Origin of the sequence: Streptomyces africanus (assembly GCF_030816955.1) — a bacterium.
GTDB lineage: Bacteria > Actinomycetota > Actinomycetes > Streptomycetales > Streptomycetaceae > Streptomyces > Streptomyces africanus.
Genome location: NZ_JAUSYP010000001.1, coordinates 1,943,154 through 1,969,282, shown reverse-complemented (window position 1 = coordinate 1,969,282; position 26,129 = coordinate 1,943,154). Strand labels below are relative to the sequence as shown.

Annotated in this window: 25 protein-coding genes; 16 read left to right on the top strand and 9 right to left on the bottom strand. The window is 71.7% G+C overall.

The genetic code is table 11. The features are described from left to right. Positions 1-170 precede the first annotated feature (170 nt). The 9 genes from QF034_RS09220 (at position 171) to QF034_RS09180 (ending at position 9,303) form a co-directional block, all read left to right on the top strand. Positions 171-1,754: a TROVE domain-containing protein gene (locus QF034_RS09220; protein WP_307174470.1), complete on the top strand. Its 1,584-nt coding sequence runs from the start codon at positions 171-173 to the stop codon at positions 1,752-1,754. A gap of 92 nt (positions 1,755-1,846) precedes the next feature. Continuing rightward, a complete protein-coding gene (locus tag QF034_RS09215) occupies positions 1,847-2,488 on the top strand; it encodes a GntR family transcriptional regulator (RefSeq protein ID WP_307174469.1) in 642 nt (213 codons plus the stop codon). Positions 2,489-2,525: 37 nt separating this feature from the next. Next, the gene (locus tag QF034_RS09210; RefSeq protein WP_307174468.1) at positions 2,526-3,575 is read left to right on the top strand and encodes a 1-aminocyclopropane-1-carboxylate deaminase; all 1,050 of its coding nucleotides are present in this window, start codon (positions 2,526-2,528) and stop codon (positions 3,573-3,575) included. Between the two features lie 93 nt (positions 3,576-3,668). Further along, a complete protein-coding gene (locus tag QF034_RS09205; RefSeq protein WP_307174467.1) occupies positions 3,669-4,073 on the top strand; it encodes a VOC family protein in 405 nt (134 codons plus the stop codon). 57 nt (positions 4,074-4,130) lie between these two features. Next, positions 4,131-5,168, top strand: coding sequence for a LacI family DNA-binding transcriptional regulator (locus QF034_RS09200; RefSeq protein WP_307174466.1), 1,038 nt, complete (start codon positions 4,131-4,133; stop codon positions 5,166-5,168). A 286-nt stretch (positions 5,169-5,454) separates the two neighbouring features. Beyond that, positions 5,455-6,747, top strand: a complete 1,293-nt coding sequence (locus QF034_RS09195; protein WP_307174465.1) for an ABC transporter substrate-binding protein — start codon at positions 5,455-5,457, stop codon at positions 6,745-6,747. A 1-nt stretch (position 6,748) separates the two neighbouring features. Continuing rightward, on the top strand, positions 6,749-7,768 hold the full coding sequence (locus QF034_RS09190; RefSeq protein ID WP_307174464.1) for a carbohydrate ABC transporter permease: 1,020 nt from the start codon (positions 6,749-6,751) through the stop codon (positions 7,766-7,768). Further along, on the top strand, positions 7,758-8,630 hold the full coding sequence (locus tag QF034_RS09185; RefSeq protein WP_307174463.1) for a carbohydrate ABC transporter permease: 873 nt from the start codon (positions 7,758-7,760) through the stop codon (positions 8,628-8,630). The genes QF034_RS09190 and QF034_RS09185 overlap by 11 nt, the downstream gene beginning before the upstream one ends. A 97-nt stretch (positions 8,631-8,727) precedes the next feature. Next, positions 8,728-9,303 carry a TetR/AcrR family transcriptional regulator gene (locus QF034_RS09180; RefSeq protein ID WP_307174462.1) on the top strand — a complete coding sequence of 192 codons (576 nt, stop codon included), beginning with the start codon at positions 8,728-8,730 and terminating at the stop codon, positions 9,301-9,303. Between the two features lie 104 nt (positions 9,304-9,407). Here the strand turns inward: QF034_RS09180 and QF034_RS09175 are convergent, their stop codons facing one another. From QF034_RS09175 to QF034_RS09140, 8 genes are all read right to left on the bottom strand, one after another. After that, positions 9,408-10,619 carry a TerD family protein gene (locus tag QF034_RS09175; protein WP_307179840.1) on the bottom strand — a complete coding sequence of 404 codons (1,212 nt, stop codon included), beginning with the start codon at positions 10,617-10,619 and terminating at the stop codon, positions 9,408-9,410. A 64-nt stretch (positions 10,620-10,683) separates the two neighbouring features. Beyond that, on the bottom strand, positions 10,684-10,905 hold the full coding sequence (locus QF034_RS09170) for a hypothetical protein (RefSeq protein WP_307174461.1): 222 nt from the start codon (positions 10,903-10,905) through the stop codon (positions 10,684-10,686). Positions 10,906-10,972: 67 nt separating this feature from the next. Continuing rightward, positions 10,973-11,962 carry a zinc-dependent alcohol dehydrogenase family protein gene (locus QF034_RS09165; protein ID WP_307174460.1) on the bottom strand — a complete coding sequence of 330 codons (990 nt, stop codon included), beginning with the start codon at positions 11,960-11,962 and terminating at the stop codon, positions 10,973-10,975. After that, complete coding sequence (locus tag QF034_RS09160) at positions 11,959-12,810, bottom strand: carbohydrate ABC transporter permease (RefSeq protein WP_307174459.1); 852 nt, start codon at positions 12,808-12,810, stop codon at positions 11,959-11,961. Before QF034_RS09160 ends, QF034_RS09165 begins: the two co-directional genes overlap by 4 nt. Beyond that, positions 12,807-13,748 (bottom strand): carbohydrate ABC transporter permease, encoded by a 942-nt coding sequence (locus tag QF034_RS09155; protein WP_307174458.1) that lies wholly within the window; start codon positions 13,746-13,748, stop codon positions 12,807-12,809. Before QF034_RS09155 ends, QF034_RS09160 begins: the two co-directional genes overlap by 4 nt. Beyond that, on the bottom strand, positions 13,745-15,118 hold the full coding sequence (locus QF034_RS09150) for an ABC transporter substrate-binding protein (protein ID WP_307174457.1): 1,374 nt from the start codon (positions 15,116-15,118) through the stop codon (positions 13,745-13,747). The genes QF034_RS09155 and QF034_RS09150 overlap by 4 nt, the downstream gene beginning before the upstream one ends. 95 nt (positions 15,119-15,213) lie before the next feature. Further along, the gene (locus QF034_RS09145) at positions 15,214-15,981 is read right to left on the bottom strand and encodes a DeoR/GlpR family DNA-binding transcription regulator (RefSeq protein ID WP_307174456.1); all 768 of its coding nucleotides are present in this window, start codon (positions 15,979-15,981) and stop codon (positions 15,214-15,216) included. A gap of 312 nt (positions 15,982-16,293) precedes the next feature. After that, positions 16,294-17,103, bottom strand: a complete 810-nt coding sequence (locus tag QF034_RS09140; RefSeq protein WP_307174455.1) for an NAD-dependent epimerase/dehydratase family protein — start codon at positions 17,101-17,103, stop codon at positions 16,294-16,296. Between the two features lie 222 nt (positions 17,104-17,325). Here QF034_RS09140 and QF034_RS09135 point away from each other — a divergent pair, with 222 nt between their 5' ends. Next, on the top strand, positions 17,326-18,267 hold the full coding sequence (locus tag QF034_RS09135; RefSeq protein WP_307174454.1) for a 5-dehydro-4-deoxyglucarate dehydratase: 942 nt from the start codon (positions 17,326-17,328) through the stop codon (positions 18,265-18,267). Beyond that, complete coding sequence (locus tag QF034_RS09130; protein WP_307174453.1) at positions 18,264-19,430, top strand: hypothetical protein; 1,167 nt, start codon at positions 18,264-18,266, stop codon at positions 19,428-19,430. The genes QF034_RS09135 and QF034_RS09130 overlap by 4 nt, the downstream gene beginning before the upstream one ends. Here QF034_RS09130 and QF034_RS09125 read toward each other — a convergent pair. Further along, on the bottom strand, positions 19,367-20,605 hold the full coding sequence (locus tag QF034_RS09125) for an MFS transporter (RefSeq protein WP_307174452.1): 1,239 nt from the start codon (positions 20,603-20,605) through the stop codon (positions 19,367-19,369). The two genes, QF034_RS09130 and QF034_RS09125, sit on opposite strands and share 64 nt — an antisense overlap. Before the next feature lie 131 nt (positions 20,606-20,736). Here QF034_RS09125 and QF034_RS09120 point away from each other — a divergent pair, with 131 nt between their 5' ends. The 5 genes from QF034_RS09120 (at position 20,737) to araD (ending at position 26,067) form a co-directional block, all read left to right on the top strand. Continuing rightward, on the top strand, positions 20,737-21,333 hold the full coding sequence (locus QF034_RS09120) for a TIGR03086 family metal-binding protein (RefSeq protein ID WP_307174451.1): 597 nt from the start codon (positions 20,737-20,739) through the stop codon (positions 21,331-21,333). 535 nt (positions 21,334-21,868) lie between these two features. Then, positions 21,869-22,621, top strand: coding sequence for an MBL fold metallo-hydrolase (locus tag QF034_RS09115; RefSeq protein ID WP_307174450.1), 753 nt, complete (start codon positions 21,869-21,871; stop codon positions 22,619-22,621). 151 nt (positions 22,622-22,772) lie between these two features. After that, positions 22,773-23,432, top strand: coding sequence for a GntR family transcriptional regulator (locus QF034_RS09110; RefSeq protein ID WP_307174449.1), 660 nt, complete (start codon positions 22,773-22,775; stop codon positions 23,430-23,432). Continuing rightward, positions 23,429-24,340 (top strand): dihydrodipicolinate synthase family protein, encoded by a 912-nt coding sequence (locus QF034_RS09105; protein WP_307174448.1) that lies wholly within the window; start codon positions 23,429-23,431, stop codon positions 24,338-24,340. Before QF034_RS09110 ends, QF034_RS09105 begins: the two co-directional genes overlap by 4 nt. Then, positions 24,337-26,067 (top strand): L-arabinonate dehydratase, encoded by a 1,731-nt coding sequence (araD, locus tag QF034_RS09100; RefSeq protein WP_307174447.1) that lies wholly within the window; start codon positions 24,337-24,339, stop codon positions 26,065-26,067. The genes QF034_RS09105 and araD overlap by 4 nt, the downstream gene beginning before the upstream one ends. Positions 26,068-26,129: the final 62 nt, after the last annotated feature.

Sequence of the window (26,129 nt, the reverse complement as noted above, 5' to 3'; positions counted from 1 at the left end):
CTTTGACCGGAGGGTTGCGGGTTCGAATCCCGTCAGCGGCTTCGGGTCGCTGTAGCTCAATGGGCAGAGCATCCGGATAAGTCCGTCGCCGACTTCTGTTCTCGGGCATCCACCTTTTTCCTGTGCCGCGCTTCCCTCGGAAACCTGCAAAGAATTCGGGGGAATTCATCATGGCGCGATTCAACAGCAAGGCGGCGCGGGCGCGTCCCGTGTCCCGTGTGACGTCCACCGGGCGGGTGCTGCGCACCTACGAGGGCGGCCGGGGCCGGGAGCGCGACGCCCGCTCGGAGCTCTTCCTGCTCGCGGTGTCGAACTTCGTGTCGCAGCAGACCTTCTACGAGACCGGCGCCGACCGCGACGACCGCTTCGCGAAGCTCGTGCGCGAACTCGCCGTCACCGACCCGGCGTGGACGGCCGGACTGCTCGGCTGGCTGCGCGGCGAGGGCAACCTGCGCACGGCCTCCGTCGTCGGCGCCGCCGAGTACGTCAAGGCCCGCCTGGACGCGGGCGCGACCGGCGGCCCCACGGGCCGGCAGGTCGTCGCCTCCGTGCTCCAGCGGCCCGACGAGCCCGGCGAACTGCTCGCGTACTGGACGGCGACGTACGGCCGCAACGTGCCCAAGCCGGTCAAGCGCGGCACCGCCGACGCCGTGCGCCGTCTCTACCACGGCAAGGCGCTGCTGAAGTACGACACCGCCTCCAAGGGCTACCGCTTCGGCGACATCCTCAACCTCGTGCACGCCGCGCCGGACCCGGACAAGCCCTGGCAGGGCGAGCTGTTCCGGTACGCCCTCGACCGGCGGCACAACCCGGACACCGCGGTGCCGCCCGCGTCGGACCGCGTCCTCACCGCGCACCACGCGCTGATGGCGCTGCCGGTGGCGGAACGGCGCGCGGTCGTGACCGCCGAGGGCGGTGCCGAGCGGCTGGCCGAGGCCGGGATGACGTGGGAGACGCTGGCGGGCTGGCTCCAGGGGCCGATGGACAAGGCGGCCTGGGAGGGCGTGATCCCGTCCATGGGCGTCATGGCGCTCGTGCGCAACCTGCGGAACTTCGACGAGGCCGGGGTGTCCGACGAGGTGGCCGAGCGGGTCGCCGCGCGGATCAGCGACCCGGCGGAGGTCGCGCGCTCGCGGCAGTTCCCCTTCCGGTACCTCGCCGCGTACCAGCACGCGCCGTCGCTGCGCTGGTCGTACGCGCTGGAGCGGGCGCTCGGTCACTCGCTGGCCAACGTGCCCGCGCTGCCCGGCCGGACGCTGGTGCTCGTGGACCGCTCGGGCTCGATGTTCTGGTCGCGGCTGTCCGACCGCTCCGAGCTCACCCGCGCCGACGCCGCCGCGATCTTCGGCACGGCGCTCGCGCTGCGGGCGGAGCGCGCGGACCTGGTCGAGTTCGGCTCGACGAGCGGCCGCGTGAGGTTCCGCAAGGGCGAGTCGGTGCTGAAGATCCTCGGCCGCTTCGGCGACCTGGGCGGCACCGACACCACCGAGGCGGTGCGCCGGCACTACCGGAAGCACGACCGGGTGCTGATCGTCACCGACGAGCAGTACACGCAGCACCACCGGGGTGACCCGACCGAGCAGGTCCCGGCCGACGTGCCGGTCTACACCTGGAACCTGGCCGGATACCGGGCGGGCCACGGCCCGTCGGGCACCGGGCACCGGCACACGTTCGGGGGCCTGACGGACGCGGCCTTCCGGATGGTTCCGCTGATCGAGGCCGCCCGGGACGCCGACTGGCCCTGGGCGGTCTGAGAGACCGTGGCCCGCACCGCGTGGGGAGTGCGGGCCACGATCTCGTCCGGGCCCTTGTTCTCGACTGGTACTGACATCTAACATTTCAGTTCATGGAGGCCATCCGGCCCGTGCCCCGGACCCTGCTCAGGGACCGTGCGTACGAGGCGATCCGGGACGCCATCGTGGCCGGGGAGATCGAACCCGGTGCGGTGGTGCGGGACGCCGAGCTCGCGGAGCGGCTGGGGCTGTCCCGGGCGCCGGTGCGGGAGGCGTTCTCCCGGCTCGTGGACGAGGGGCTGCTGGAGAGCAAGCCGCAGAGCTACACCCGGGTGACACCGCTCGTGGCCTCCGACGTCCGGGACGCCGCCGCCGTGGTCGGCGCCATGCACGAGCTGGTGACGCGGGTCGCCGTACCCCGGCTGGGGGCCGCGGACATCGAGGCGATGCGCGCCGCCAACCAGCGGTTCGCCGCCGCCGTCGGCACCGGAGACGTGGACGGGGCCCTGCGTGCGGACGACGCGCTGCACGACGTCCTCGTCCGGGTGAGCCACAACCGTGCGGCCGCCGCGACCGTCGCCCGCTACACCCCGCTCATCCGCCGCCTGGAGCGACGGCGCTTCGGTGAGGGCGGCAGCTGCCGTTCGGCCGGGCTGCACGAGCGGCTGATCGAGGCCTGCGCGGCCGGTGACGTGGCCGAGGCGGTCCGCGTCACGGCGGAGATCTGGCGAGGGCTCGAAGAGCTCGCCGACTGAGACCGATCCCCATCCCGTCCCGACCCCGGGAGGACCCATGTCCCTTTCCCCGTCCCCTTCTTCGTCTTCCTCGTCCCTTGCCTCGTACGAGCGTTACCCCCTGCTCTTCGGGCCCTCGCCCGTCCATCCCCTGGAGCGTCTGACCGCGCACCTCGGCGGTGCCGCCCTCTGGGCCAAGCGCGAGGACTGCAACTCCGGTGTCGCGTACGGCGGGAACAAGACCCGCAAGCTGGAGTACCTGGTCGCCGACGCGCTCGCCCAGGGCTGCGACACGCTCGTGTCGATCGGCGGGGTGCAGTCCAACCACACCCGCCAGGTCGCGGCGGTCGCCGCCCGGGCCGGGCTCAAGTGCGTGCTCGTGCAGGAGAGCTGGGTGGACTGGCCGGACGCCGTGTACGACAAGGTCGGCAACATCCTGCTCAGCCGCCTCGCCGGGGCCGACGTGCGGCTGGTGAAGGCCGGGTTCGGGATCGGCTTCAAGGAGAGCTGGGAGCAGGCGCTCAGGGAGGTCGAGGAGGCGGGCGGCAAGCCGTACGCCATCCCGGCCGGGGCCTCCGACCATCCGCTCGGCGGCCTCGGTTTCGCCGGGTGGGCGTACGAGGTCGCCGAGCAGGAGCGTGAACTGGGCGTCTTCTTCGACACCGTGGTCGTGTGCTCGGTGACCGGCTCCACCCAGGCCGGCATGGTCGCCGGGTTCGCGGCGCTGGAGGAGGCGGGTGGGCGTCCCCGGCGCGTGCTCGGCATCGACGCCTCGGCGAAACCGGCCGCGACCCGCACCCAGGTCGCCCGCATCGCTCACCGCACCGGGCAGCTCATCGGAGTCAAGCGTGAGTTGACCGAGGCCGATGTCGAACTCGACGAGCGGTACCACGCGGGCACGTACGGCGTACCCGACGAGACCACGCTGGCGGCGATGCGGCTCGCGGCCCGGACGGAGGGGATGGTCACCGACCCCGTGTACGAGGGGAAGTCCATGGCCGGGATGACCGACCTGGTCGCGCGGGGCGAGATCGGCCGCGACTCCACGGTGCTCTACGCCCACCTGGGCGGACAGCCGGCGCTGAACGCGTACAGCGCGCTGTTCTGACAAGGTCTCCGACGGGTCCGGCCGGCCGCGCGCAGGAATCAACCGGCCGTCCCCCGGGTTGTCAGCGGTTACCCGAGCCCCGAAGGAGCCTCGATGTCCGACGAACCAGCCGTACGGGAACTCCGCCTGGTCGTGACCGCGGACGACTACGACGCCGCGCTGCACTTCTACCGGGACGTGCTCGGTCTGAGCGAGCAGGGCGCGTTCGCGTCGGAGGGCGGGCGGGTCACGATCCTGGAGGCCGGGCGGGCCACTCTGGAGCTGACCGACCCGAACCACGCCGCCTTCATCGACGAGGTCGAGGTGGGGCGGCGGGTCGCCGGACATGTCCGGGTCGCCTTCCAGGTGGACGACTCCGTCGCCGTCACGGCGAAGCTGGCCGCCGCCGGAGCCGAGGTGGTCGCCGAGCCCACGCGCACCCCCTGGAACTCCATGAACTCCCGGTTGGAGGCCCCGGGCGCCCTCCAGCTGACGCTCTTCACGGAACTCGACGGCTGAGGGGCCCGCGCGGTCGCCCCTGCCGGGCGGCGTGCCGCGCCGGATAAGGTGCTCAGCGTGTGGACCGACAATCAGTGGGGGGAGCCGGGTGCCGAGCGGCCCGGCGGTGCCAGGCGCCGGGCCACGATCCACGACGTCGCACGACTGGCCGGGGTGTCACGGCAGACGGTCTCCCGGGCGGTCAACGACAAGGGTGAGATCGACCCGGCCACCAAGGAACGGGTCCTGGAGGCGGCCCGGCTCCTGGACTACCGGCCCAGTCGTTTCGCGCGCGGACTCGTCCAGAAGGGGGCGGTGACGGCAGGCCTGGTCATCCCGGACCTGCGCAACCCCTTCTTCCCCGAGGTGGCCGCCGGAGTGCTGGAGGCGGCCGAGCAGCGCGGCTGGCAGGTGGTCGTGTGGGACTCCCGGATCGACGAGGCCAGGGAGCGGCAGGCGCTCGACGTGCTCTCCCACCAGGCGGACGCGGTCGTGGGCTACTTCAAGGACCCGGACGACGTCCTCACCCGGCACCTCGGAGGCGTGCCGCTGGTGCTGCTGGAGCGGGGCCCGCAGCAGACCCGGTTCGCGGCCGTGGGCATCGACGCCGCCACCGGAGTCGAGCAGGGCATGGACCACCTGTTCCGCGCGGGCCACCGCAGGATCGGCATGCTGGACGGCGTGCACGGCCCCGGCCCGCGCAGGCTGGCCTTCCTGGAGCAGGTGCGGCGGCTCGGACTGCCGGTCGACGAGGACTGGGTCGTGGTGTGCCCGGAGCACAGCGTGGCCGGCGGCGAGGCCGGCATGGAACGGCTCCTGGCGGCGCGGCCCGAGATCACCGCTGTCTTCGGCTTCAACGACCTGATCGCGGTCGGGGCGATGCGCACCGCCCGTCGCCGGGGCCGGAGTGTTCCGGACGATCTGGCGGTGCTGGGCTTCGACGGTCTCTCCCTGGGCGAACTGGTGGAACCCGCCCTGACCACCCTGCACATCGACAAGCGGCAGCTGGGACGGCTGGCCGTGGAGCAGGTGGCCCGGCTGCGCGCGGGTGAGGAGCCACTGCGGGGCGCGGACGCGTGGGTGGTGCCCGAGCTGGTGGTCCGCGCCTCCGCCTGACGACCCGGGCACGGGCCCGGCGGATCGTTCCGCGCAGTTCCCTTGACACCGGTTTTCGGGCGCCCCGATACTCAACGGCAACGCTCACGTGAACGTTCACGAGCCACACCCCCCCACGCGAGATCGTCGGCCGACCACCACCCGCCCCGCCCGCCGACATCGTTGTCTTCCGTTCACTTCCTCATCAGGGAAGCTCCCCCCATCCCGTGAAAACGGGCCCGCGGCGGCCCTGTGCCCGGCCGCGGCACGCCCGGAAAGCGAGTGCGCGCCCATGGAACACCGAACGATGTCCCGCAGACGCTTTCTGGGGGCCTCCCTGGGCGGTGCGGGGGCGGGCCTGCTCGGGCTGACCGGATGCGGGTCGGCGGAGGGATCGGCCTCCGCCGGCACCGACCACCTGAGCCTCTGGTACTGGAAGGGCTCGCTCAGCGACAAGCTGCTCGCCACCGCCAGGCGGGGCGTCCCCGGAGTGCCGGGGCTGCGGGTGCGGGGCTCGCAGATCCCCGACGGCGACATCGACTCCAAGGTCCGCACCAGTCTCGCCGCGCGCGCCTACGTGCCGGACGTGACGGTCGTGAACAACGACAACCTCGCCACGTTCTTCCCCGACGAGAACGAGTTCCTCGACCTGCGCGAACTCGGCGCGGAGTCCGTCCGCGACCAGTACCTCGAGTGGAAGTGGAAGGCCTGCTTCACCCCGACGGGCCGGATGATCGGCTTCCCCTTGGACGCCGGCCCCACCGCGCTCTACTACCGCAGGGACCTCTTCCGGGAGGCCGGACTGGCCCACGAACCGGCGGACGTCGCCGAGGAGATCCCCGCCTGGGAGAAGTTCATCGCCGCCGGGCGGACCCTGCGGGCGAAGGGCCCCGGCAAGCCGTACCTGGTGAGCAACATCGGCAACGTCTTCCAGCAGGTCCTGCTCCAGAGCACCCGGCAGTTCGTCGACGCCGACAACCGCTTCATCGGCGACCAGGAGCACGTCCGGCGGGCCTGGGACCTGTCCGTGGACATCCTCCGCCAGGGACTCAGCGCCAGGATCACGGACGGCACCCCCGACTTCAACGCGGCCATGAGCGGAGGCCGGATCGCCACGATGACCACGGCCGTGTGGGCCATCAACGGCCTGAAGGACACCGCCCCGAAGACCGCCGGGTCCTGGCGGCTCACCACCATGCCGGACGGCCCCGCCAACTACGGCGGCTCGTACATGACGCTGACCCGCTACTGCCGGGACCCCGAGGCCGGCTTCGCCTTCCTGAAGTGGCTGCTCAGCCCGGCGAACCAGCTCGAGAGCTACCAGGAGATGGCCCTGTTCCCCACCACTCCGGCCGCGTACGCCGACCCGGCGATGCACCGGCCCGACCCCTTCTTCGGCGGTCAGCAGCCCATCGACGTCTTCGGCCCGGCCGCCCGGAAGGCCCCGGTCGTCTACTTCAGCCCCTACGAGGAGTCCGCCAACACCCCGTTCTTCCAGGAGCTGACCAATGTGGAAATGCTCGGCAAGAACCCCGAGCGGGCCTGGCGGGACGCCGTGCACACCGCCGAGACCACGCTGTCCCGGGTGGGGGTGAGCTGACATGGCGACCTTGCTCGAACCGGCCGGAGCGCCGGCGGCGAACGAGAAGCCGCCGGCCGGTCGCACACGACCCACCACCCCGGGCGGACGCCGCCGGCACCTCCCGCCGCTGCTCGCCATCTCCCCGTTCTACGTGCTGTTCGCCGTCTTCGGCGCCTTCCCGATCCTCTTCTCCGTCTACCTGTCCTTCCAGGACTGGGACGGCATCGGCGACATGCGCTACGTCGGGTTCCAGCAGTACGGCTGGCTGCTGCAGGACTCGGTGTTCTGGCACTCGGTGCTCAACACCTTCGAGATCTGGTTCCTGTCCACGGTGCCGATGCTGTTCCTGGCCCTGGTGCTGGCGTTCCTGCTGCACTCGCAGGTCCGCTTCGCCGGGGCCTACCGGGTGGCGTACTTCGTCCCGAACGTCACCTCGATGGTCGCCATGACCGTCGTGTTCGGCTCGGTCTTCGCCCAGGCGGGCCTCGCCAACTCGGCGCTGCGGGCGATCGGCCTGGACGGGGTCGGCTGGCTGTCCTCGGAGTGGGGCATCAAGTCGTCCGTCTCCATCATGATCATCTGGCGGTGGGTCGGCTACAACGCGCTGATCTTCCTGGCGGGCCTCCAGGCCATCCCCACCGAGCACTTCGAGGCCGCCCGCGTCGACGGCGCGAACAGCAGGCAGACCCTCTTCCGGGTCGTCCTGCCGCAACTGCGGCCGGTGGTGCTCTTCGCCGCCGTCACCTCCACCATCAACGGCCTTCAGATCTTCACCGAGTCCCAGGTGCTCTTCCAGTCGACCGACGTCGGAACCACGGGCGGGCCGGGCCAGGAAGGGATGACCATCGTGCTCTATCTGTGGCAGAAGGCCTTCAAGGAGCACCAGTTCGGCTACGGCGCCGCCATGGGCTGGGTCCTCTTCGCGATCATCGCGGTCTTCACCGTCGTCAACTGGCGTCTGGTCGCCGGCTCGGACGACGACCGCCGGCCCGGCATCGCCGGACTGCTGCGCCGCAAGGGGGCACGCAATGGCCGTTGAACAGAGGTCGACCGGGAGCGCGGGCCTGGCCATCGGCTCCGGCAGCAGGCTCAGTCGCACGTGCGTGCGGGCGGTGCTGGTGCTCGGTGTGCTGGTCTCGCTGTTCCCCTTCTACTGGCTGGTGGTGCTGGCCTCCGGCACCACGCAGGACATCTACCGCTACCCGCCCAAGCTGGTGCCGGGGCCGCATCTGCTGGACAACATGGGGCGGGTGCTCGACACCGTCGACTTCTTCGGCTCGCTGTTCAACACCGTCGTCGTCGCCGTGCTCGGGACCGTGCTGGTGCTGTTCTTCGACTCACTGGCCGCGTTCGCCTTCGCCAAGTACGAGTTCCCCGCGAAGAGGTTCCTCTTCGGCATGCTGCTGGTGACGTACATGATCCCCGCGCAGCTCTCCCTGGTGCCGCAGTTCGTGACCATGGCCGCGTTCGGCTGGGCCGGATCCCTGAAGGCGCTGATCATTCCCGGCGCGGCGAACGCCTTCGGTATCTTCTGGATGCGTCAGTACGCGCAGAACTCGCTGCCGGACGAGCTGCTGGACGCCGGGCGGATCGACGGCGCCGGCTTCTTCCGCCTCTACTGGACGGTCGCCCTGCCGCTGTTCCGGCCGGCTCTCGCCTTTCTCGGCATCTTCACGTTCATCGGCCTCTGGAACGACTACATCTGGCCCCTGGTCGTCATGATCGACCCCGACAGGGTCACCCTCCAGGTCGCCCTGGCGAATCTCAACGTCCTCTACAACACCGACTATTCGCTGGTGATGGCGGGCGCGCTGATGAGTGTCGTCCCGCTGATCGTCGTATTCCTGATCGGGGCGCGGCACTTCCTGCGGGACCTGGCGGCGGGGGCGATGAAGATGTGAGGCGGCGGGGGTACGGACCTCGGCCCGCCGACTCTTGTCGATAAGGTGCGGAGGGGGTCCCCGGTTCGTGAGTCCCCGGTTCGTGAGGAGTGGCTGCATGGCGCAGGTCAGGCCCATGCGGGCGGATGCTCGGCGTAACTACGAGCGGTTGCTGAAGGTGGCCGTGGAGGCCTTCGCCGAGCACGGGGAGGGCGCGTCGCTCGACGACATCGCCAAGCGGGCCGGGGTCGGCTCCGGCACGCTGTACCGGCATTTCCCGACCCGGCGCGCGCTGCTGGAGGCCGCGTACCTCGACCGTATCGAGGCGATCGCGGCCCGGGCCGACGCCCTCGCGGCCGCGCTGGCGCCGGGCGAGGCGCTGGTGGAGTGGCTGTACGAACTCGGCGCCGGGATGATCCGGATGCGCGGCCTGCGGGCCCTGCTGGGTCCGACCGTCACACAGAACGGCTCGACCGTGGCCACGGCCTGCGGCGACGCGGTGAAGAGCGCGGCGGGGCGCCTCGTCCGGGCTGCGCAGGAAGAGGGCACGCTCCGGCGGGACGTCGAGCCGATCGACGTCCTGCGATTGGCGCACGGCGTCTCGGCGGCGGCGGAGCTGGCGGACGAGGAGGGCGGCCACATCCGCCGCTGTCTGACCCTGCTGACGGAGGGCCTGCGGCCGCGGGGCGGGTGAGGGACGGGCCACGCCGGCGTGGCCGGACGGTGTCGCGTGCCCCCGGCAGTCCGGCTCGTGGGGGTGTGCCCGGGCCGGGGGCGTCGCTTCGTCGCGTGGGGCCGTTACAGGGACTGGGCCGCCGGCTTCACCATTCCCCTGACCGTGCGGGACTTGACGAAGTCACCGAGCGCCGTCATCTCCCACTCGCCGGAGAACTGGCGGATCAGCTTGGCCATCATCACGCCGGTCTGCGGCTCGGCGCTGGTGAGGTCGAAGCGGACCAGTTCCTCGCCGGTCGTGGCGTCCAGGAGGCGGCAGTAGGCCTTGGCGACCTCCGTGAACTTCTGGCCGGAGAAGGAGTTGACCGTGAAGACCAGGCCGGTGACCTCCTGCGGGAGGCGGCCGAGGTCGACCACGATCACCTCGTCGTCACCGCCGCCCTCACCCGTGAGGTTGTCGCCGGAGTGCTTGATCGCGCCGCCGACGATGGACAGCTTGCCGAAGTAGCAGCTGTCGATGTGGTTGCGCTGCGGGCCGTAGGCGATGACTGAGGCGTCGAGGTCGATGTCCTTGCCCCGGTACGCCGGCTCCCAGCCGAGGCCCATCTTGACCTGGGACAGCAGCGGGCGGCCGCCCTTGACCAGGGAGACGGTCTGGTTCTTCTGGAGGCTGACGCGGCCCTTGTCGAGGTTGATCTTCCCGGCGCCGGGCGCGGGCGGCGGCGGCGTGGCCGGGGCCGGGGGCGCCGCGGGCGTGGTGACGGGCGGGGCCGGGGGAGCCACGGGCGGCTGCGCCGGGGCCGGCGGCGGGATCACCGGCTGGGCCGGGGCTGCCGCGGCCGGCTCCTCCACCGTGACTCCGAAGTCCGTGGCGATGCCCGCGAGGCCGTTGGCGTATCCCTGGCCGACGGCCCGGGCCTTCCACTGGCCGTTGCGCAGGTAAATCTCCACGATCACCAGGGCCGTCTCGTCACCGAGCTGCGGGGGCGTGAAGGACGCCAGCACGGAGCTGTCGTCCGCGTTGCGGATCGTGGCCGTCGGTTCGATGCCCCGGAAGGTCTGGCCCGCGGCGTCGGGGCTGGCCGTGACGACGATCTTCTCGATGCCGGGGGGTACGGCCGTCGTGTCGACCACGATCGCGTCGGGCGTGGCGCCGCCGCCCGAGCGGTACGTCACGCCCGGGCCCGAAGGCTGGTTGTAGAAGATGAAGTCGTCGTCGGAGCGCACCTTGCCGTCGGCGGTGAGCAGCAGGCCCGATACGTCGAGCCGCACCGGGGCGGCGACGTCCACCGTCACGCGGGCGGCGGACAGGGGGATGTTCGAGCCGGGGGTCATAGCTGTCATGACCCGTGAACGAGCGAGGTGGTTTTGCCGTTCCCTTACCTCGCGGCCAATCGGGTCAGCGGCGGTTGCGCGGATGATCGCGGGCGGTGCGTTCGTTGCCCCGCTTGTAGTTTCCGGTCCAGCGGGCCATGACGAGCTGAGGGTCGGAGGCCTCGACCTCGGCGAGGAACTGGTCGGCCCGGGGGCCGTTCAGCGTGGTGGCGGGGCGGCCGTGGTGGGTGATGCGGACGGTTCCGCCCGCGTGCTGCTCGTAAGCGAATCCGTGGGGTCGTGGCATGCCGGGAGCGTACGGGGGGTGGGGGCAGGCGCCCCAGCGGATTTCGCCTGCCCCCGGACGAGAGGTCCTACGGCACGACCACGATCTTGCGGCCGACCCCGGACGCGAACTGCTCCAGCGCCTGCGGGTACCGCTCCAGCGGGATCCGGTCGCTGATGAAGACATCGGGGTCGAGAACCCCGCCCGCGAACAGCTCGGCCGCGCGCTCGAAGCTGTGCAGCACCGCCATCGAACCGGTGATGGTGATCTCCTGGTTGTAGATGCGGTACGGGTCGATCGTCACGCGCGTCGCGTAGTCGGCCACGCCGAACTGGAGGAACGTGCCGGCCTTCGCCACCCGGTCCAGACCGTCCTGGATCGCCGCCGCGTTGCCCGTTGCGTCGACGACCAGGTCCCAGCCCTGCGGGCGGTCCAGTTCGTCCGGGCTCGCCGCCGACGCCGAGACGCCGAGGCGGCGGGCCGTCTCCAGGCGGGCCGGGTTCACGTCGACGACGTCCACGCTCGCCGCGCCCGTGCGCTTGGCCAGTTCCAGCATCATCAGGCCCATCGTGCCGGAGCCGTAGATCAGGACGTGCGCGCCGAGGCGGGAGCGGAGCACGTCGTAGCCGCGTACCGCGCAGGACAGCGGCTCCACGAGGGCCGCGTCCTGCGTGCGGACGTGCTCGGGGAGCTTCACGCAGTTCGCCACCGGGGCGAGCGCGTACTTCGCCGCGCCTCCGGCCGTCGTGACGCCGATCGCCGCCCAGCGTTCGCAGAGGTTGTTGTGGCCAGTACGGCAGTAGCGGCACTCGAAGCAGTACAGCGACGGGTCGACCGCGACCCGGTCGCCCACCGACACCTCGGTGACCTGGGTGCCGACCCCGACCACCTCGCCCGCGAACTCGTGCCCGGGCACGATCGGCAGCTTGGGGGCGAACTCGCCCTGGAGGATGTGCAGGTCCGTGCCGCACAGCCCGCAGGCCGCGACCTCGACGACGACCTCGCGCGGCCCTGGCGTCGGGTCCGGGACCTCGGCGACGACGGCCTTGCCCACGGACTCGATGACGGCGGCCTTCATTTGACGGCTCCCAACGACAGGCCCTGGACCAGCTTGTCCTGGGCGGCGAACCCCGCGGCGAGCACCGGCAGGGAGATGACGAGCGACGCGGCGCACACCTTCGCCAGGAACAGGCCCTGGCTGGTGATGAAGCCGGTCAGGAAAACGGGGGCGGTCTCGGCGACCACGCCCGTGAGCACCCGGGCGAACAGCAGCTCGTTCCAGCTGAAGATGAAGCAGATCAGGGCGGTGGCGGCGATACCGGGGAGGGAGATCGGGGCGACCACGCGCGCGAGGATCGTGGGCAGCCGGGCTCCGTCCACCTTCGCCGCCTCGATCACCGCGACCGGGATCTCGGCGAGGAACGACTGCATCATCCACACCGCGATCGGCAGGTTCATGGAGGTGTAGAGGATGACCAGCAGCCAGATGTTGTCGAGCATCCCGGCGTTCTTGGCGAAGAGGTAGATCGGGAGCAGGCCCGCGACGGCCGGCAGCATCTTCGTGGAGAGGAAGAAGAACAGCACGTCCGTCCATTTGCGGACGCGGTTGATCGACAGCGCGTACGCCGCCGGGAAGGCCAGCAGCAGGACCAGCAGGGTCGAGGCGAGGGACGCGACCGTGGAGTTGATCAGAGCCGGCCAGGGGCTCGCGCCGCCGCCCGCGCCGAAGAACTCGCGGTAGCCGTCCAGGGTCAGGGCGGCGGCGAAGGACGGCGGGTTGGTCGCCGCGTCCTGCTCGGAGTGGAAGGACGTCAGCGCCATCCACGCGATGGGCAGGAAGAACGCGATGCCGAGCAGCCAGGCCAGCAGGCCAAAGCCCGCACCTTTGCCACGGACACGACGGACACGCAGGGCGTTCGTGCTCATGCGCGGGACACCTCCTCGCGGAACAGGGACGACACCACGCGCAGGGCGAAGGTCGCGATGACGATCGAGCCGATGACCACCAGGACGCCCGCGGCCGAGGCGAGGCCGTTCTCATGGGCCTGGTAGAAGCTCTGGTAGACGGTGTAGGGGAGGTTGGCGGTGCCCAGGCCGCCGGACGTGATCGTGAAGACCGCGTCGAAGTTCTGGACGATGTAGATCGAGCCCAGCAGGGCGCCCAGTTCGAGGTAGCGGCGCAGATGCGGGAGCGTCAGGTGGACGAAGATCTGCCAGTCGCTCGCGCCGTCGACCCGGGCCGCCTCGATCTGCTCGTGGTCGCGGCTCTGCAGACCGGCCAGCAGGATCAGCATCATGAACGGCGTCCACTGCCAGACGAGCGACGCCTCGACCGCGAGCAGCGGAGTGTGGGAGATCCAGTCGGGCTGTGGGCCGCCCACATAGTGCAACAACCCGTTGAACAGGCCGTATTCGGGGTTGTAGAGCACATGCTTCCAGAGCAGGGCCGCCGCCACGGGGACCACCAGGAACGGGGCGATCAGCAGCGTCCGTACGATGCCCCGGCCGCGGAACCTCCGGTCCAGGAGCAGGGCGAGGACGAGTCCCAGCACCAGGCTGGCCAGGACCACCGCCACCGTCAGCAGGACGGTCGTCCACACCGACTGGCGCAGGTCCGCGTCGGTGAGGACCTCCTGGTAGTTGCCGAGGCCCGTGAAGCGGCGGGCGTCGGGATAGAGGGCGTTCCAGTCGAAGAAGGAGATCACCAGCGTGGCCACGAAGGGCAGCTGGGTGACGACGATCATGAAGATCAGGGCCGGGAGCAGCGGGGCGCGGGTGGCCCAGGCCCGCAGGCGGGCGGAGGGCCGGCGGACCGGGGTGCGTGTCTCGGGAGCGGCCAGGGGGGCCGTTGTCGTGGCGGTCATCGTCCCTCGTACTCCTCTGAGATCTTCTCGGCGAGCGCCTGCGACTTCTTCAGGGCCGACTCGACGGACTGGCGTCCGGCGATGGCCGCGCTGATCTCCTGCGAGACCTTGGTGCCGAGGTCGGTGAACTCGGGGATGCCGACGAACTGGATGCCGGGCGCGGGCCGCGGCTGCACGCCGGGATCATTGGGCCGGGCCCCCTCGATGGCCTGCTTGGTCATCTCCTGGAAGGCGGCGGCCTCCTTGCGGTAGTCGGCGTTGGCGTACGTCGACGCCCGCTTGCCGGCCGGCACGTTGGACCAGCCGATCTGGTCGCCGACCAGCTGCTCGTACTTCTTGCCGGACGCCCAGGAGACGAACTTCCAGGCGTCGTCGGAGTTGCGGGAGGCCTTCTGGATGCCCCAGGCCCAGGTGTAGAGCCAGCCGGAGGACTTCGTCTGCTCGACGGGGGCGGGGGCGTAGCCGAGCTTGCCCTTGACCGGCGAGTTCGCCGCCTCCAGGGATCCGGCCGCGGAGGTGGCGTCGTACCACATGGCGACCTTGCCCTGGGTCATGTTGTTCAGGCACTCGGCGAAGCCGGACTGGGCGGCGCCGGACTCGCCGTGCTCGCGGACCAGGTCGACGTAGAACTTCGTCGCCTTCTCGAAGGCGGGGGAGTCGAGCCGCGCCTTCCAGTTCTTGTCGAACCAGGTGCCGCCGAAGGTGTTCACGACGGTGGTGAGGGGGGCCATCACCTCGCCCCAGCCGGGCAGGCCGCGCAGGCAGATGCCCTTCATGCCCGGTTCGGCGCCGTCCGCCTTGGCCGCGAGGTCCGCCACCTGCTGCCAGGTGGGGTGCGCGGGCATCGTCAGGCCCTTCTTCTCGAACACGTCCTTGCGGTACATCAGGAACGACGACTCGCCGTAGAAGGGCTGGCCGTAGAGCTTGCCGTCGTCGCCGGTGAGGGACTGGCGCATCGGCTTCAGGACGTCCTGCTCGTCGTAGGCCGGGTCCTTGGCCACATAGCCGTTCATCTCGTGCAGCCAGCCGTTGCGGGCGTAGATCGGTATCTCGTAGTTGGACAGCGTGGCGACGTCGTACTGGCCGGCCTGGTTGGCGAAGTCCTGGCTGATCTTGTCGCGGACGTCGTTCTCGGGCAGGACGGTGAAGTTGACCTTGATGCCGGTCTCTCGGGTGAAGTGGGCGCGGGTGAGCTTCTGCAGCTCGACCATCTGGGGGTTGTTGACCATCAGGACGTTGATGGCGTCGCCGCCGGATCCGGCCCCGCCCGCGCCGACCCAGCAGCCGGAGAGCAGCGGGGCGAGCAGCGTCCCTGCGGCGGCCATGGCGAGCGTGGCTCGCGGTGGCCGTCGTCGGCTCTGGGTTCGCATGGATCGCTCCTGGAGGTATGGGGAGATAAGGGGTATCGCAGGGCGTGAAGGTGCCCTGTGGGGACAAGGGGTGAAGGAGTCGTGGGTGGCGGCGGTCAGACCCGGATGACCTGCGGTCCGAGCAGTGAGTAGCGGTGGGCCTCGGCCGCGGGCAGCAGGGTGCTCGTTACGATCGTCTCCAGCGCGCCGACCTCGGCGAACCGGCAGAAGCTGACCGCTCCGAACTTGGTGTGCACGCCCGCGAAGACCGTGCGGCGGGCGGCCCGGATCGCCTGGGTCTTGACCTCGCTGACGGCCGGGTCGGGGGTGGTGAGGCCGTGTTCGCGGGAGATGCCGTTGGCGCCGATGTACGCCAGGTCCACGACGAAACCGGCCAGCATCTTGGTCGTCCAGTGGTCGACGGTGGCGAGGGTGCCGGAGCGGACCCGGCCGCCGAGCAGCAGGACGGACACGGTGTCGGTCCCGGCGAGGGCGCCGGCGACCGGGAGGGACGCGGTGACCACGGTCAGCGGCCGGTCCCGGGGGAGTGCCTCGGCGATGAGCTGCGGGGTGAAGCCCTCGTCGACGAAGACGGTCTCGGCGTCGCCGAGCAGGTCCGCGGCGGCGGTCGCGATGCGGCGCTTCTCGGGGACGTGGCTGGTGGCGCGGAAGGCGAGCGTCGTCTCGAAGCCGGCGCTCTCCACCGGGTAGGCGCCGCCATGGGTGCGGCGGAGCAGGCCGTGGTCCTCCAGGACGCGCAGGTCCCGCCGGACCGTCTCCTTGGCCACGCCCAGGTCGGCGGCGAGGGCGGTGACGTCGACCGAGCCGGCGCGCCGTGCGGCCAGCACGATCTCGCGCTGGCGTTCCTCCGCGGTTCTGGTCATGGCCGTCACCCGCCTTCCTGCTGTGCTGCCCGTTCGGACCCTCGGTCGGGCCATGGGGGAAGTTCTACAGCGGGTGCTCCACGGCGACCAGGTCTGCTGCGGAAGTGTTCGTGCCCGTGTGTGCCCGTTCGGTCCCGGACATGCGTCGCGTACCGGAGGGGGATCGTGGCCGTCCGCGGGTGCGTTGTGGCTGGTCCCGCGGTTCCCCGCGCCCCTGAGGGCGCTGCCCGACCGCATCCGGGCCGTGCCCGGATGCCCGAGCGGGCGGGCCCGTTCTCTGCCCGCCCGCCCTCTCGCGACGACTCTTTCCGGTCAGTACGGCCAGATCGGCGGGTCCGTCACGAAGTGGCCGCCCAGGTAGGCATGCGCCTCGTTCGCCGGGTCCAGCTCGCCCTGCTCGGCGATGAGCTTCTCGGCCCACGGCTCGGAGTCGTCCCGCGGCTCGTAGCCGAGCGCCCGGGCGGTGGTCAGGTCCCACCACAGCCGGGTGTTGGCGGACGAGCCGTGGACGACGGTGTGGCCGACATGCTCTGCGGTCAGGGCCGCGTGGAAGAGGCGGGCGCCGTCGGCGGGGCTCATCCACACCGAGAGCATGCGCACGCTGGTCGGCTCGGGGAAGCAGGAGCCGATCCGCACCGAGACCGTCTCCAGGCCGTGCTTGTCCCAGTAGAGCTGTGCGAGGTCCTCGCCGAAGCACTTGGACAGGCCGTAGAAGGTGTCCGGGCGGCGGGGGGTGTCGACCGGGATCAGGGGGTCGTCGCCCTGGGGGCGCGGGGTGTAGCCGACGGCGTGGTTGGAGGAGGCGAAGACGATCCGGCCGACGCCCTCCTCGCGGGCGGCCTCGTAGAGGTGGTAGGTGCCCTCGATGTTCGCCTTGAGGATCTTCTCGAACGGGGCTTCCAGGGAGATGCCCGCGAGGTGGATGATCGCGTCGACGCCGCGGACGGCCTCGCGCACGGCGTCCTGGTCGGCCAGATCGGCGACGATCGCGTCCGGCGCGCCCTCGATCGGGCGCAGGTCGAGCAGACGCAGCTCGTAGCCGTAGTCCGGGAGCAGGTCCCGCATCAGGGTGCCGAGGCCGCCGGCGGCGCCGGTGAGCAGGACGGTGCGGGGAGCGGGCATCCTCGGTCTCCTTGAATCTCCCACCGTGCAGATGAGTGCACGGCATTCATATGCGTGGACACGCTAAGGATCTGGAGCGGAACCCGTCAAGTATGCCGCGGAAAGAGCGAATCCGCTGGTGCGTGGCGGGTTCGCGCGCTTGACCGGCGCCGAGGCGGCGCTTTAGCGTGGGGGCGTTCAGAAATATAGACGGCAATCATGAATATGGAACCGGGAGAGCTCGTGACGTCAGCCCCTCTCGCCGCCCGACTCAACATCCCCAGCGGACCGCTGTTCTTCCCGGTCACCGCCTACGGCCCCGACGGCTCGGTGGACCTCGACACCTACCGCACGCACGTGCGCCGCGGGGTCGAGGCCGGAGCCGCCGCCGTGTTCGCCTGCTGCGGCACCGGCGAGTTCCACGCGCTCACGCCCGAGGAGTTCGAGGCCTGCGTACGGGTGGCCGTCGAGGCGGCCGAGGGGCGCGTGCCGGTCGTCGCGGGCGCCGGGTACGGCACGGCACTCGCCATCCGCTATGCCCGGCTCGCCGAGGCGGCCGGGGCGGACGGACTGCTCGCCATGCCGCCGTACCTCGTCGTCGCCGGGCAGGAGGGCCTGCTGCGGCACTACCGCGAGCTCGCCGCCGCGACCGCCCTGCCGGTCATCGTCTACCAGCGCGACAACGCCGTCTTCACGCCGGAGACCGTCGTCGAACTCGCCCGCACGGACGGGATCATCGGCCTCAAGGACGGGCTCGGCGACCTCGACCTCATGCAGCGCGTCGTCAGCGCCGTGCGCTCCGAGGTCCCCGGCGACTTCCTCTACTTCAACGGCCTGCCGACCGCCGAACAGACCCAGCTCGCCTACCGGGCCCTCGGCGTCACGCTCTACTCGTCCGCCGTGTTCTGCTTCGCGCCCGAGATCGCCCTCGCCTTCCACCAGGCGCTCCGCAACGGCGACGACAGCGTGGTGGAGAAGCTGCTGGACGGCTTCTACCGCCCCTTCGTCGAGCTGCGCGCCCAGGGCCGCGGCTACGCCGTCGCCCTCGTCAAGGCCGGCGTCCGGCTGCGCGGACTGGACGTGGGGGAGGTGCGGCCCCCGCTGCACGAGCCGACCGGGGATCATGTCAAGCAGCTCGCCGAAGTGATCGAGCGCGGCTACGCGCTGCTTGAGGAGGCCAAGTGAAGGCGTCGGCATTCGTCTACCCCTGGGACGTCAACGGGGACCCGGAGGCGCCCGCGCGGATCGCGGCGCTCGGCGTGGAGCAGGTGACGCTCGCCGCCGCCTACCACTCCACGCGCGCGCTCACCCCCCGCCACCCGCGCCACCGCATCGTCACCGCCGAACACGCCGCCGTGCTGTACCCGGCGGGCGACCGCTGGGACGGGCGGGAGCTGCGCCCCTACCCGGCCGGTGACTGGGCCCCCGGGGACGCCTTCGGCGAGGCCGCCGCCGCGCTCACGGACGCCGGCCTGGAGGTGCACACCTGGGTCGTCCTCGCGCACAACTCCCGCCTGGGCGCCGAGCACCCGGGCACCTCGGTCGTCAACGCCTACGGCGACCGCTACCCCTGGGCGCCGTGCATCGCGCAGCCCGCCACGCGCGCGTACCTGACCGGCCTGGCGGCGGAGGCGGCCGTACGGCCCGGGGCGCGCGGCACCGAGCTGGAGTCCCTCGGCTGGTACGGCCTCCAGCATCTGCACGCCCACGACAAGACCGGCGGCGTCGGCCTCGGCGACGCCGGGCAGTACCTGATGGCGCTGTGCTTCTGCCCGTCCTGCCGGGAGGGCTACGGCCGGCACGGCCTGGACGCCGACGAGCTGGCCGCCGCCGTACGGACCGCGCTGGAGCCGGTGTGGCAGGGGGTGACGCCCTCCGACGGAGACTGGGCGGGCATCGAGAAGCTCCTCGGTGAGACGCCGGCGAACACCACGCGCGCGTACCGGGACGAAACCGCCCGCACGCTCCAGGAGGAGGCCGTGACGGCGGTCCGGGCGGCCGCGCCCGACGGCTTCCAGGTGCTGCTGCACGCGGACCCGGTGTCCTACCACGTCGGTGCGAACCCGGGCGTCGACCCGGCCCACATCCTGTCCGTCGCGGACGGTGTGGTCGTGCCCTGCGCGGGCGGCACCGGCACCCTGACGCCGTTCGCCCGGCAGGACAAGGCGGGCGCGGTCATCGCCGCCAACTTCACCGTGGTCTCCGGCATGGGCGGCAGCCCCGGCACCCTCGCCGCCGACGCGGCCGAGGCCCGGCGGCTCGGCGCCACCGAACTGCGGCTGTATCACGCCGGGTTGGCGTCCGACGACGACCTGGAGACGGTCCGCTCCGCTCTCGCCGGGCGCTGAAACAGCGGGGCCGCCGTCACCAGCAGGGCCACGCCCAGGGTCACCAGCACCAGCCGGTGGCTCACCAGCTCGACGAGGGCGGCCCCGGTGGCCAGTCCGGCCACGTTCGGTGTGTATACCAGCGTGTTGGCGGTGGCGGTGACCCGGCCCAGCAGCGGCCCCGGCGTCTCGCGCTGCACGGACGTCAGCGCGGCGATCAGCACCGCGGGCAGTCCCGCCCCGATCGCCGCGCTGCACACCAGCGCGAGCGGGTCGGACGGCACCGCCCGCAGGGCCACCGCGACGGCCAGCAGGGCGATGCCGTACGCCGCGAAGCGCCGCTCGCCCAGACGGCGCAGAGCGGTGCCGGAGAGCAGGCCGACCGTGACCGACCCGGCGCCCTGCACGGCGTACAGCACACCGGCGTAGGCGGGGGAGTGCCCCAGGTCGTCGACGACGGCGTAGGCCATCGCCCCGTTCAGGCCGGCGAACAGCATGGTGGCGCCGCCCGCCAGGACCAGGGTGCGCAGTACGGGGTGCGCCCACAAATGGCGGGCGCCCTCGGCGGTCCGCTCCCGGCGGCTGCCCGTGGGCGGCGCGGGCTTCTCCTCCCGCACCCGCAGCAGCGCGTACAGGCCCGTGGCCAGGACGAACGTCGCCGCGTCCAGGAGGGCGACGCTCGCGCCGCCGTACGCCGCGTACAGGCCCGCGCCCGCCAGCGGCGCCAGGAGCTTCATGCCCTCGGTGGCCGTCATGCGCAGGCCGTTGAAGTCGCCGAGCAGGGACGGGTCGACGGCGGCCGCCACGAGCGCCGACTCGGCCGCGTCGTGGACGACGCCCGCCGCGCCGTACACGAACAGCACCGCGTACAGCAGCCACAGATCACCCGGGGCGTCGACGCTCAGGAGGGCGAGCAGGAGGGTTCCCAGGAGCAGGTTCACGCCGATCAGCAGGGGTTTGCGGCGGCCCCGGTCGGCGAGTGTGCCCAGCAGCGGTCCGGCCAGGGCCGGCAGCCACATGGCGAGCATGCACAGCGCGGCCAGGCCGTCCGAGCCGGTGAGGTCCTTGACCCACACGCCGGACGCCAGCCACAGCGCCGAGGTGCCGAAGCCGGAGACCACCACGCCGGAGAGGCAGAGCCCCGCGTCGCGGTCGCGCAGGACACGCACCACGGGCCAGGTCGTTCTGTTCGTCATGCCTGGTCATCGTGGCTCTAAGGCCCGCGAGCAGGGATCGGGAAGGTGCCGTAGAAAACGGGCGGCCGGGCGATGAGTTCCGCGGTCGCCGTCGGTCTACCTCCCAGGAACGAAACCAGGAGGCACAGCGGATGACCGACACCACCTCGACCCTCGACCTCGGACCGCAGACGACGGTCCTGGCGCGCCTGGCCGAAGGCGTCACCGACGAGCAACTGGCGGGCCCGACGCCCTGCCCGGAGTACGCGGTGCGCAACCTGCTGGGCCACCTGGTCGGGCTGACCGTCGCCTTCCGCGACGCCGGCCGCAAGGACCTGGGCGTCACGACCGACACCAGCCCGGACTCCGCCCTCCCGGACCTCGGGCCCGGCTGGCGCGAGGAGCTGCCCAAGGTCCTCGCCGAACTGGCCGAGGCCTGGCGCGACCCGGCCGCGTGGACCGGCATGACCCGGGCCGGCGGCGTGGACCTGCCCGGCGAGATCGCGGGGCTCGTCGCCACCGACGAGCTGGTGATCCACGGCTGGGACCTGGCCCGCGCGACCGGCCAGGCGTACATCCCCGACCCGGCCGCGCTCCGGGTCTGCCACGACTTCCTCGCCGCGTCGGTCGACGATCCCAGCCGGGGCGAGATCTTCGGCCCCGTCGTCCCCGTCCGGCCGGACGCGCCCCTGCTGGACCGGGCGGTGGGGCTGAGCGGGCGGGATCCGGGGTGGACGCGACGGTCCTGAGGACGCAGGGCCGGGCACCGGCGAGGCGGCGGCAGGTGGCTGTGGGCCTGCCGGGGGGTTTCGGCTGCTCGGGGAGTATCCCGTGGCGAGGGACGCGCCACGGGAAACGACCGGCCGAGGGCGTTGGTGGCGTGTCTGCGGGGCGGGTTGTGGGTGGCCGTCGGCTGGGGGTGCGGCTGGGCGGACGGATCGTGGAGGCGTCTTGTGCCGCGGGTGGCGGTGGGTGTTGGTGGCGTGTCTGCGGGGCGGGTTGTGGGTGGCCGTCGGCTGGGGGTGCGGCTGGGCGGACGGATCGTGGAGGCGTCTTGTGCCGCGGGTGGCGGTGGGTGTTGGTGGCGTGTCTGCGGGGCGGGTCGTGGGTGGCCGTCGGCTGGGGGTGCGGCTGGGCGGACGGATCGTGGAGGCGTCCTGTGCCGCGGGTGGCTGCGGCACGCCGGGGCGCCGAGTTCTTCGTCGCACGGCTGCGGGGCTCGCCGTTCCGTATGCCGGGCACATCAGGCGGCGGGTATCGCGAGGCGGCACATAGGCTCCCCGGATGACCCTCACCCTCACCGTCCTCGGGACGGCCTCCCCGCACCCGCGGCCCGACCGTCCCTGCTCCGGCTACCTGCTCCGCGGCGGGGGTGCCGAGGTGTGGGTGGACGCGGGGCCCGGGACCTTCGCCGAGTTGCAGCGGCACACCGATCCGGCGCGGCTCACCGCTGTGTGGATCTCGCACCTGCACGCCGACCACTGTGCCGACCTGCTGTCCGCGGTGTACGGCCTGGCGTACGGCGGGCTCACCCCGCCCGAACCCGTACCGGTGTACGCCCCGGTGGGGTGCGCGCAGCGTCTCGCCGGGTTCTTCGGGCGGCCCGACGCGGGCTTCCTGAAGGGCATCCTGGACTTCCGGACCCTGCACGACGGCCACCGGGCACAGCACGGTGATCTGGTCCTCGGGGCCCGGGCCGTCGATCACGATGTCGAGGCGTACGGCCTGCGTGCCGAGGCCGGCGGGCGGGTTCTCGCCTACTCTGGCGACAGCGGCCCCTGCCCGGCCCTGACCGAACTCGCCGGAGAAGCCGACCTGTTCCTCTGCGAGGCCGACATCGACGAGCATCGCGAAGGCGAACAGGTCCATCTCACCCCCGAGGACGCCGGCACCACCGCCCGCCGGGCGGGCGTGCGGGAGTTGCTCGTCACGCACGTCGGGCCCACGCTCACCCCCGAGGAGGCGACCGCACGAGCCGCCTCCGCCTTCGGCGGACCGACCGCCACCGCGCACCCTGGCCTCACCAGGAGCGTGTGAACAGCACCGCATCTTCTTTGTCAGAAGCATTGACGAAACAAACGCGCCCTCCTACCGTCATCGCGTCGTACTTCGTACGTCATATATGAGACGCGATACGCGAGATCCGATACGCGATCCCCCCCGGGGACGCGAGATCCGAGAGGCGCGCATGACCTCTGTGCCCACGCCGATCCCCTCCCGCACGCAGTACGTGCTGGAGGGGATCAAACACCGCATCCTCACCGGGCAGCTGACGCCCGGCCAGGCGCTGGTCGAGACCGAGCTCGCCGCGCAGTTCGGGGTGTCGAAGACCCCGGTGCGCGAGGCGCTCAAGACCCTCGCCGGGACCGGGCTGGTCGTGATGAACCAGTACAAGGGCGTCACGGTGCGCATGGTGGACGCGGACATGGCGCGCGAGGTCTACGACGTCCGGCTGCTGCTGGAGCCCGAGGCGCTGAAGCGGGCCGTGCACCGCGGGGCCTCCCTGGAGGCCGCCCGCACTGCGCTGACCAGGGCCGACGCCGCCACCGACACCGCCGAACGCTCCCTGGCCAACCGGGAGTTCCACCGCGCCCTGTACCTGCCGTGCGGCAACCCGCTGCTCGGCCGGATGCTCGACGAGGTCCGCGACCAGGCCGCCCTCGTCTCCGCCGTCGCGTGGGCCGCCTCGCCCTCCTGGGAGCGGGAGGCCGGCGAGCACCGCGAGATCCTCCGGCTCGCCCTCGACGGCGACGCCGACGGCGCGGCGCGCGCCCTGCACTCCCACATCGCGTCCTTCGTGCAGCGCGCTTTCCCCCAGGCGGAACTGGAACAGGAAGGTCAGGAATGAGCAGCGTGGCGTTCGAGACCCAGCGGGCGGCCCTGGCCGACGTGGTGGCGATCCCGGTGACGCCGTTCGCCGAGGACGGCTCCGTCGAGCAGGACACCTACCGGGCCCTGCTGCGCCGTCTGCTCGACGGCGGCATCACGACCCTCACCCCGAACGGCAACACGGGCGAGTTCTACGCCCTGACCCCCGAGGAGCGCCGCCTCGTCACGGAGTTGACGGTCGACGAGGCCGGGGAGCGGGCCGTCATCCTGGTCGGTGTCGGGCACGACGTCCCGACCGCCGTCGCCTCCGCCCGGCACGCCCGGGAGCTCGGCGCCCAGATGGTGATGGTCCACCAGCCCGTCCACCCGTACGTCTCCCAGGCCGGCTGGGTCGACTACCACCGGGCCATCGCTCAGGCCGTGCCGGAGCTGGGCGTCGTCCCGTACATCCGTAACGCGCAGTTGACCGGTGCCCGGCTCGCCGAACTCGCCGACGCCTGCCCGAACGTCATCGGCGTGAAGTACGCCGTCCCGGACGCCGCCAGGTTCGCGGCCTTCGCCCGGGACGCGGGCCTGGAGCGGTTCGTGTGGGTCGCCGGGCTCGCCGAGCCCTACGCCCCCTCCTACTTCTCCGCGGGCGCCACCGGCTTCACCTCCGGGCTGGTGAACGTCGCCCCGGCGGTCTCCCTGAACATGATCGAGGCGCTGCGCTCCGGCGACTACCCGGCCGCCATGAAGGTCTGGGAGCAGATCCGCCGCTTCGAGGAACTGCGCGCCGACAGCGGCTCCGCCAACAACGTCACCGTCGTCAAGGAGGCCCTCGCCTCCCTCGGGCTGTGCCGCCGCGAGGTCCGCCCGCCGAGCAGGCAGCTGCCCGAGAGCGAGCGGGCCGAGGTCGCCGCGATCGCCGCCGGGTGGTCGATATGACCGACCGCAAGCGCCCCGAGGAACTGCGCAGCCACCAGTGGTACGGCACCGAAGGGCTCCGTACCTTCAGCCACCGTGCCCGCACCCGCCAGCTCGGTTATCTGCCCGAGGAGCACCTCGGCAAGCCCGTCATCGCGATCCTCAACACGTGGTCGGACATCAACCCCTGCCACGTGCACCTGCGGGATCGCGCCCAGGCGGTCAAGCGCGGTGTCTGGCAGGCGGGCGGCTTCCCGCTGGAGTTCCCGGTCTCGACTCTGAGCGAGACCTTCCAGAAGCCGACCCCCATGCTCTACCGCAACATGCTCGCCATGGAGACCGAGGAGCTGCTGCGGTCGTACCCGGTCGACGGGGCCGTCCTGATGGGCGGCTGCGACAAGTCCACGCCCGCCCTGCTCATGGGCGCGGCGAGCGCGGACCTGCCGGCGGTGTTCGTGCCGGCCGGGCCCATGCTGCCGGGCCACTGGCGCAACGAGGTGCTCGGATCCGGCACCGACATGTGGAAGTACTGGGACGACAAGCGGGCCGGGGTCATCGGCGACTGCGAGATGCAGGAGCTGGAGAGCGGCCTCGCCCGCTCGCCCGGCCACTGCATGACGATGGGCACGGCCTCCACCCTGACCGCCGCCGCCGAGGCCCTCGGTGTCACGGTCCCGGGCGCCTCCAGCATCCCGGCCGTCGACTCCGGGCACGACCGGATGGCCGCCAAGGCGGGCATGACGATCGTCGACCTGGTCCACCGGGACCGGAAGCTGAGCGACATCCTCACCGCCGAGGCCTTCGAGGACGCCGTGACGACCGTGCTCGGCCTCGGCGGCTCCACCAACGCCGTGATCCACCTGATCGCCATGGCGGGCCGGGCCGGCGTCCGGCTCACCCTCGACGACTTCGACCGCATCGCCCGCACGGTCCCGGTGCTGGCCAACGTGCGGCCCGGCGGACAGACGTACCTGATGGAGGACTTCCATTTCGCGGGCGGTCTGCCCGGGTTCCTCTCCCGGATCACGGACCTGCTCCACCTGGACCGGCCGACCGTCTCGCACGACACGCTGCGCGAGCAGCTCGCCGGCGCGCAGGTCCACAACGACGACGTCATCCGGACCCGGGACAACCCGGTCGCGAAGGAGGGCGGGGTCGCCGTGCTGCGCGGCAACCTCTGCCCGGACGGCGCCGTCATCAAGCACATCTCCGCCGAGCAGCACCTGCTCAAGCACACCGGGCCCGCCGTCGTCTTCGACGACTACAAGACGATGCAGCGCACCATCAACGACCCGGCGCTCGGCATCACCCCCGACCACGTGCTCGTGCTGCGCAACGCCGGCCCCAAGGGCGGCCCGGGCATGCCCGAGTACGGGATGCTGCCCCTGCCCGACTACCTGCTCAAGCAGGGTGTGCGGGACATGGTCCGCATCTCCGACGCCCGGATGAGCGGCACGAGTTACGGCGCCTGTGTGCTGCACGTCGCTCCCGAGTCGTACGTGGGCGGACCGCTCGCCCTCGTCCGCACCGGCGACTCCATCACCCTCGACGTCGAGGCGCGCACCCTCCATCTCCACGTCGACGACGGGGAAATGGAGCGGCGCCGGGCGGACTGGACGCCGCCGCCCGCCCGGTACGAGCGCGGCTACGGCGCGCTCTACAACGAGCAGATCACGCAGGCCGACACCGGCTGCGACTTCGAGTTCCTGGCCCGCACGGGCAAGGTGCAGGACCCGTACGCGGGCTGAGCCACCGCACCACCCGAATACCGCAGCACCACCCGAGTACCTCAGCACGACCCGGCACGACC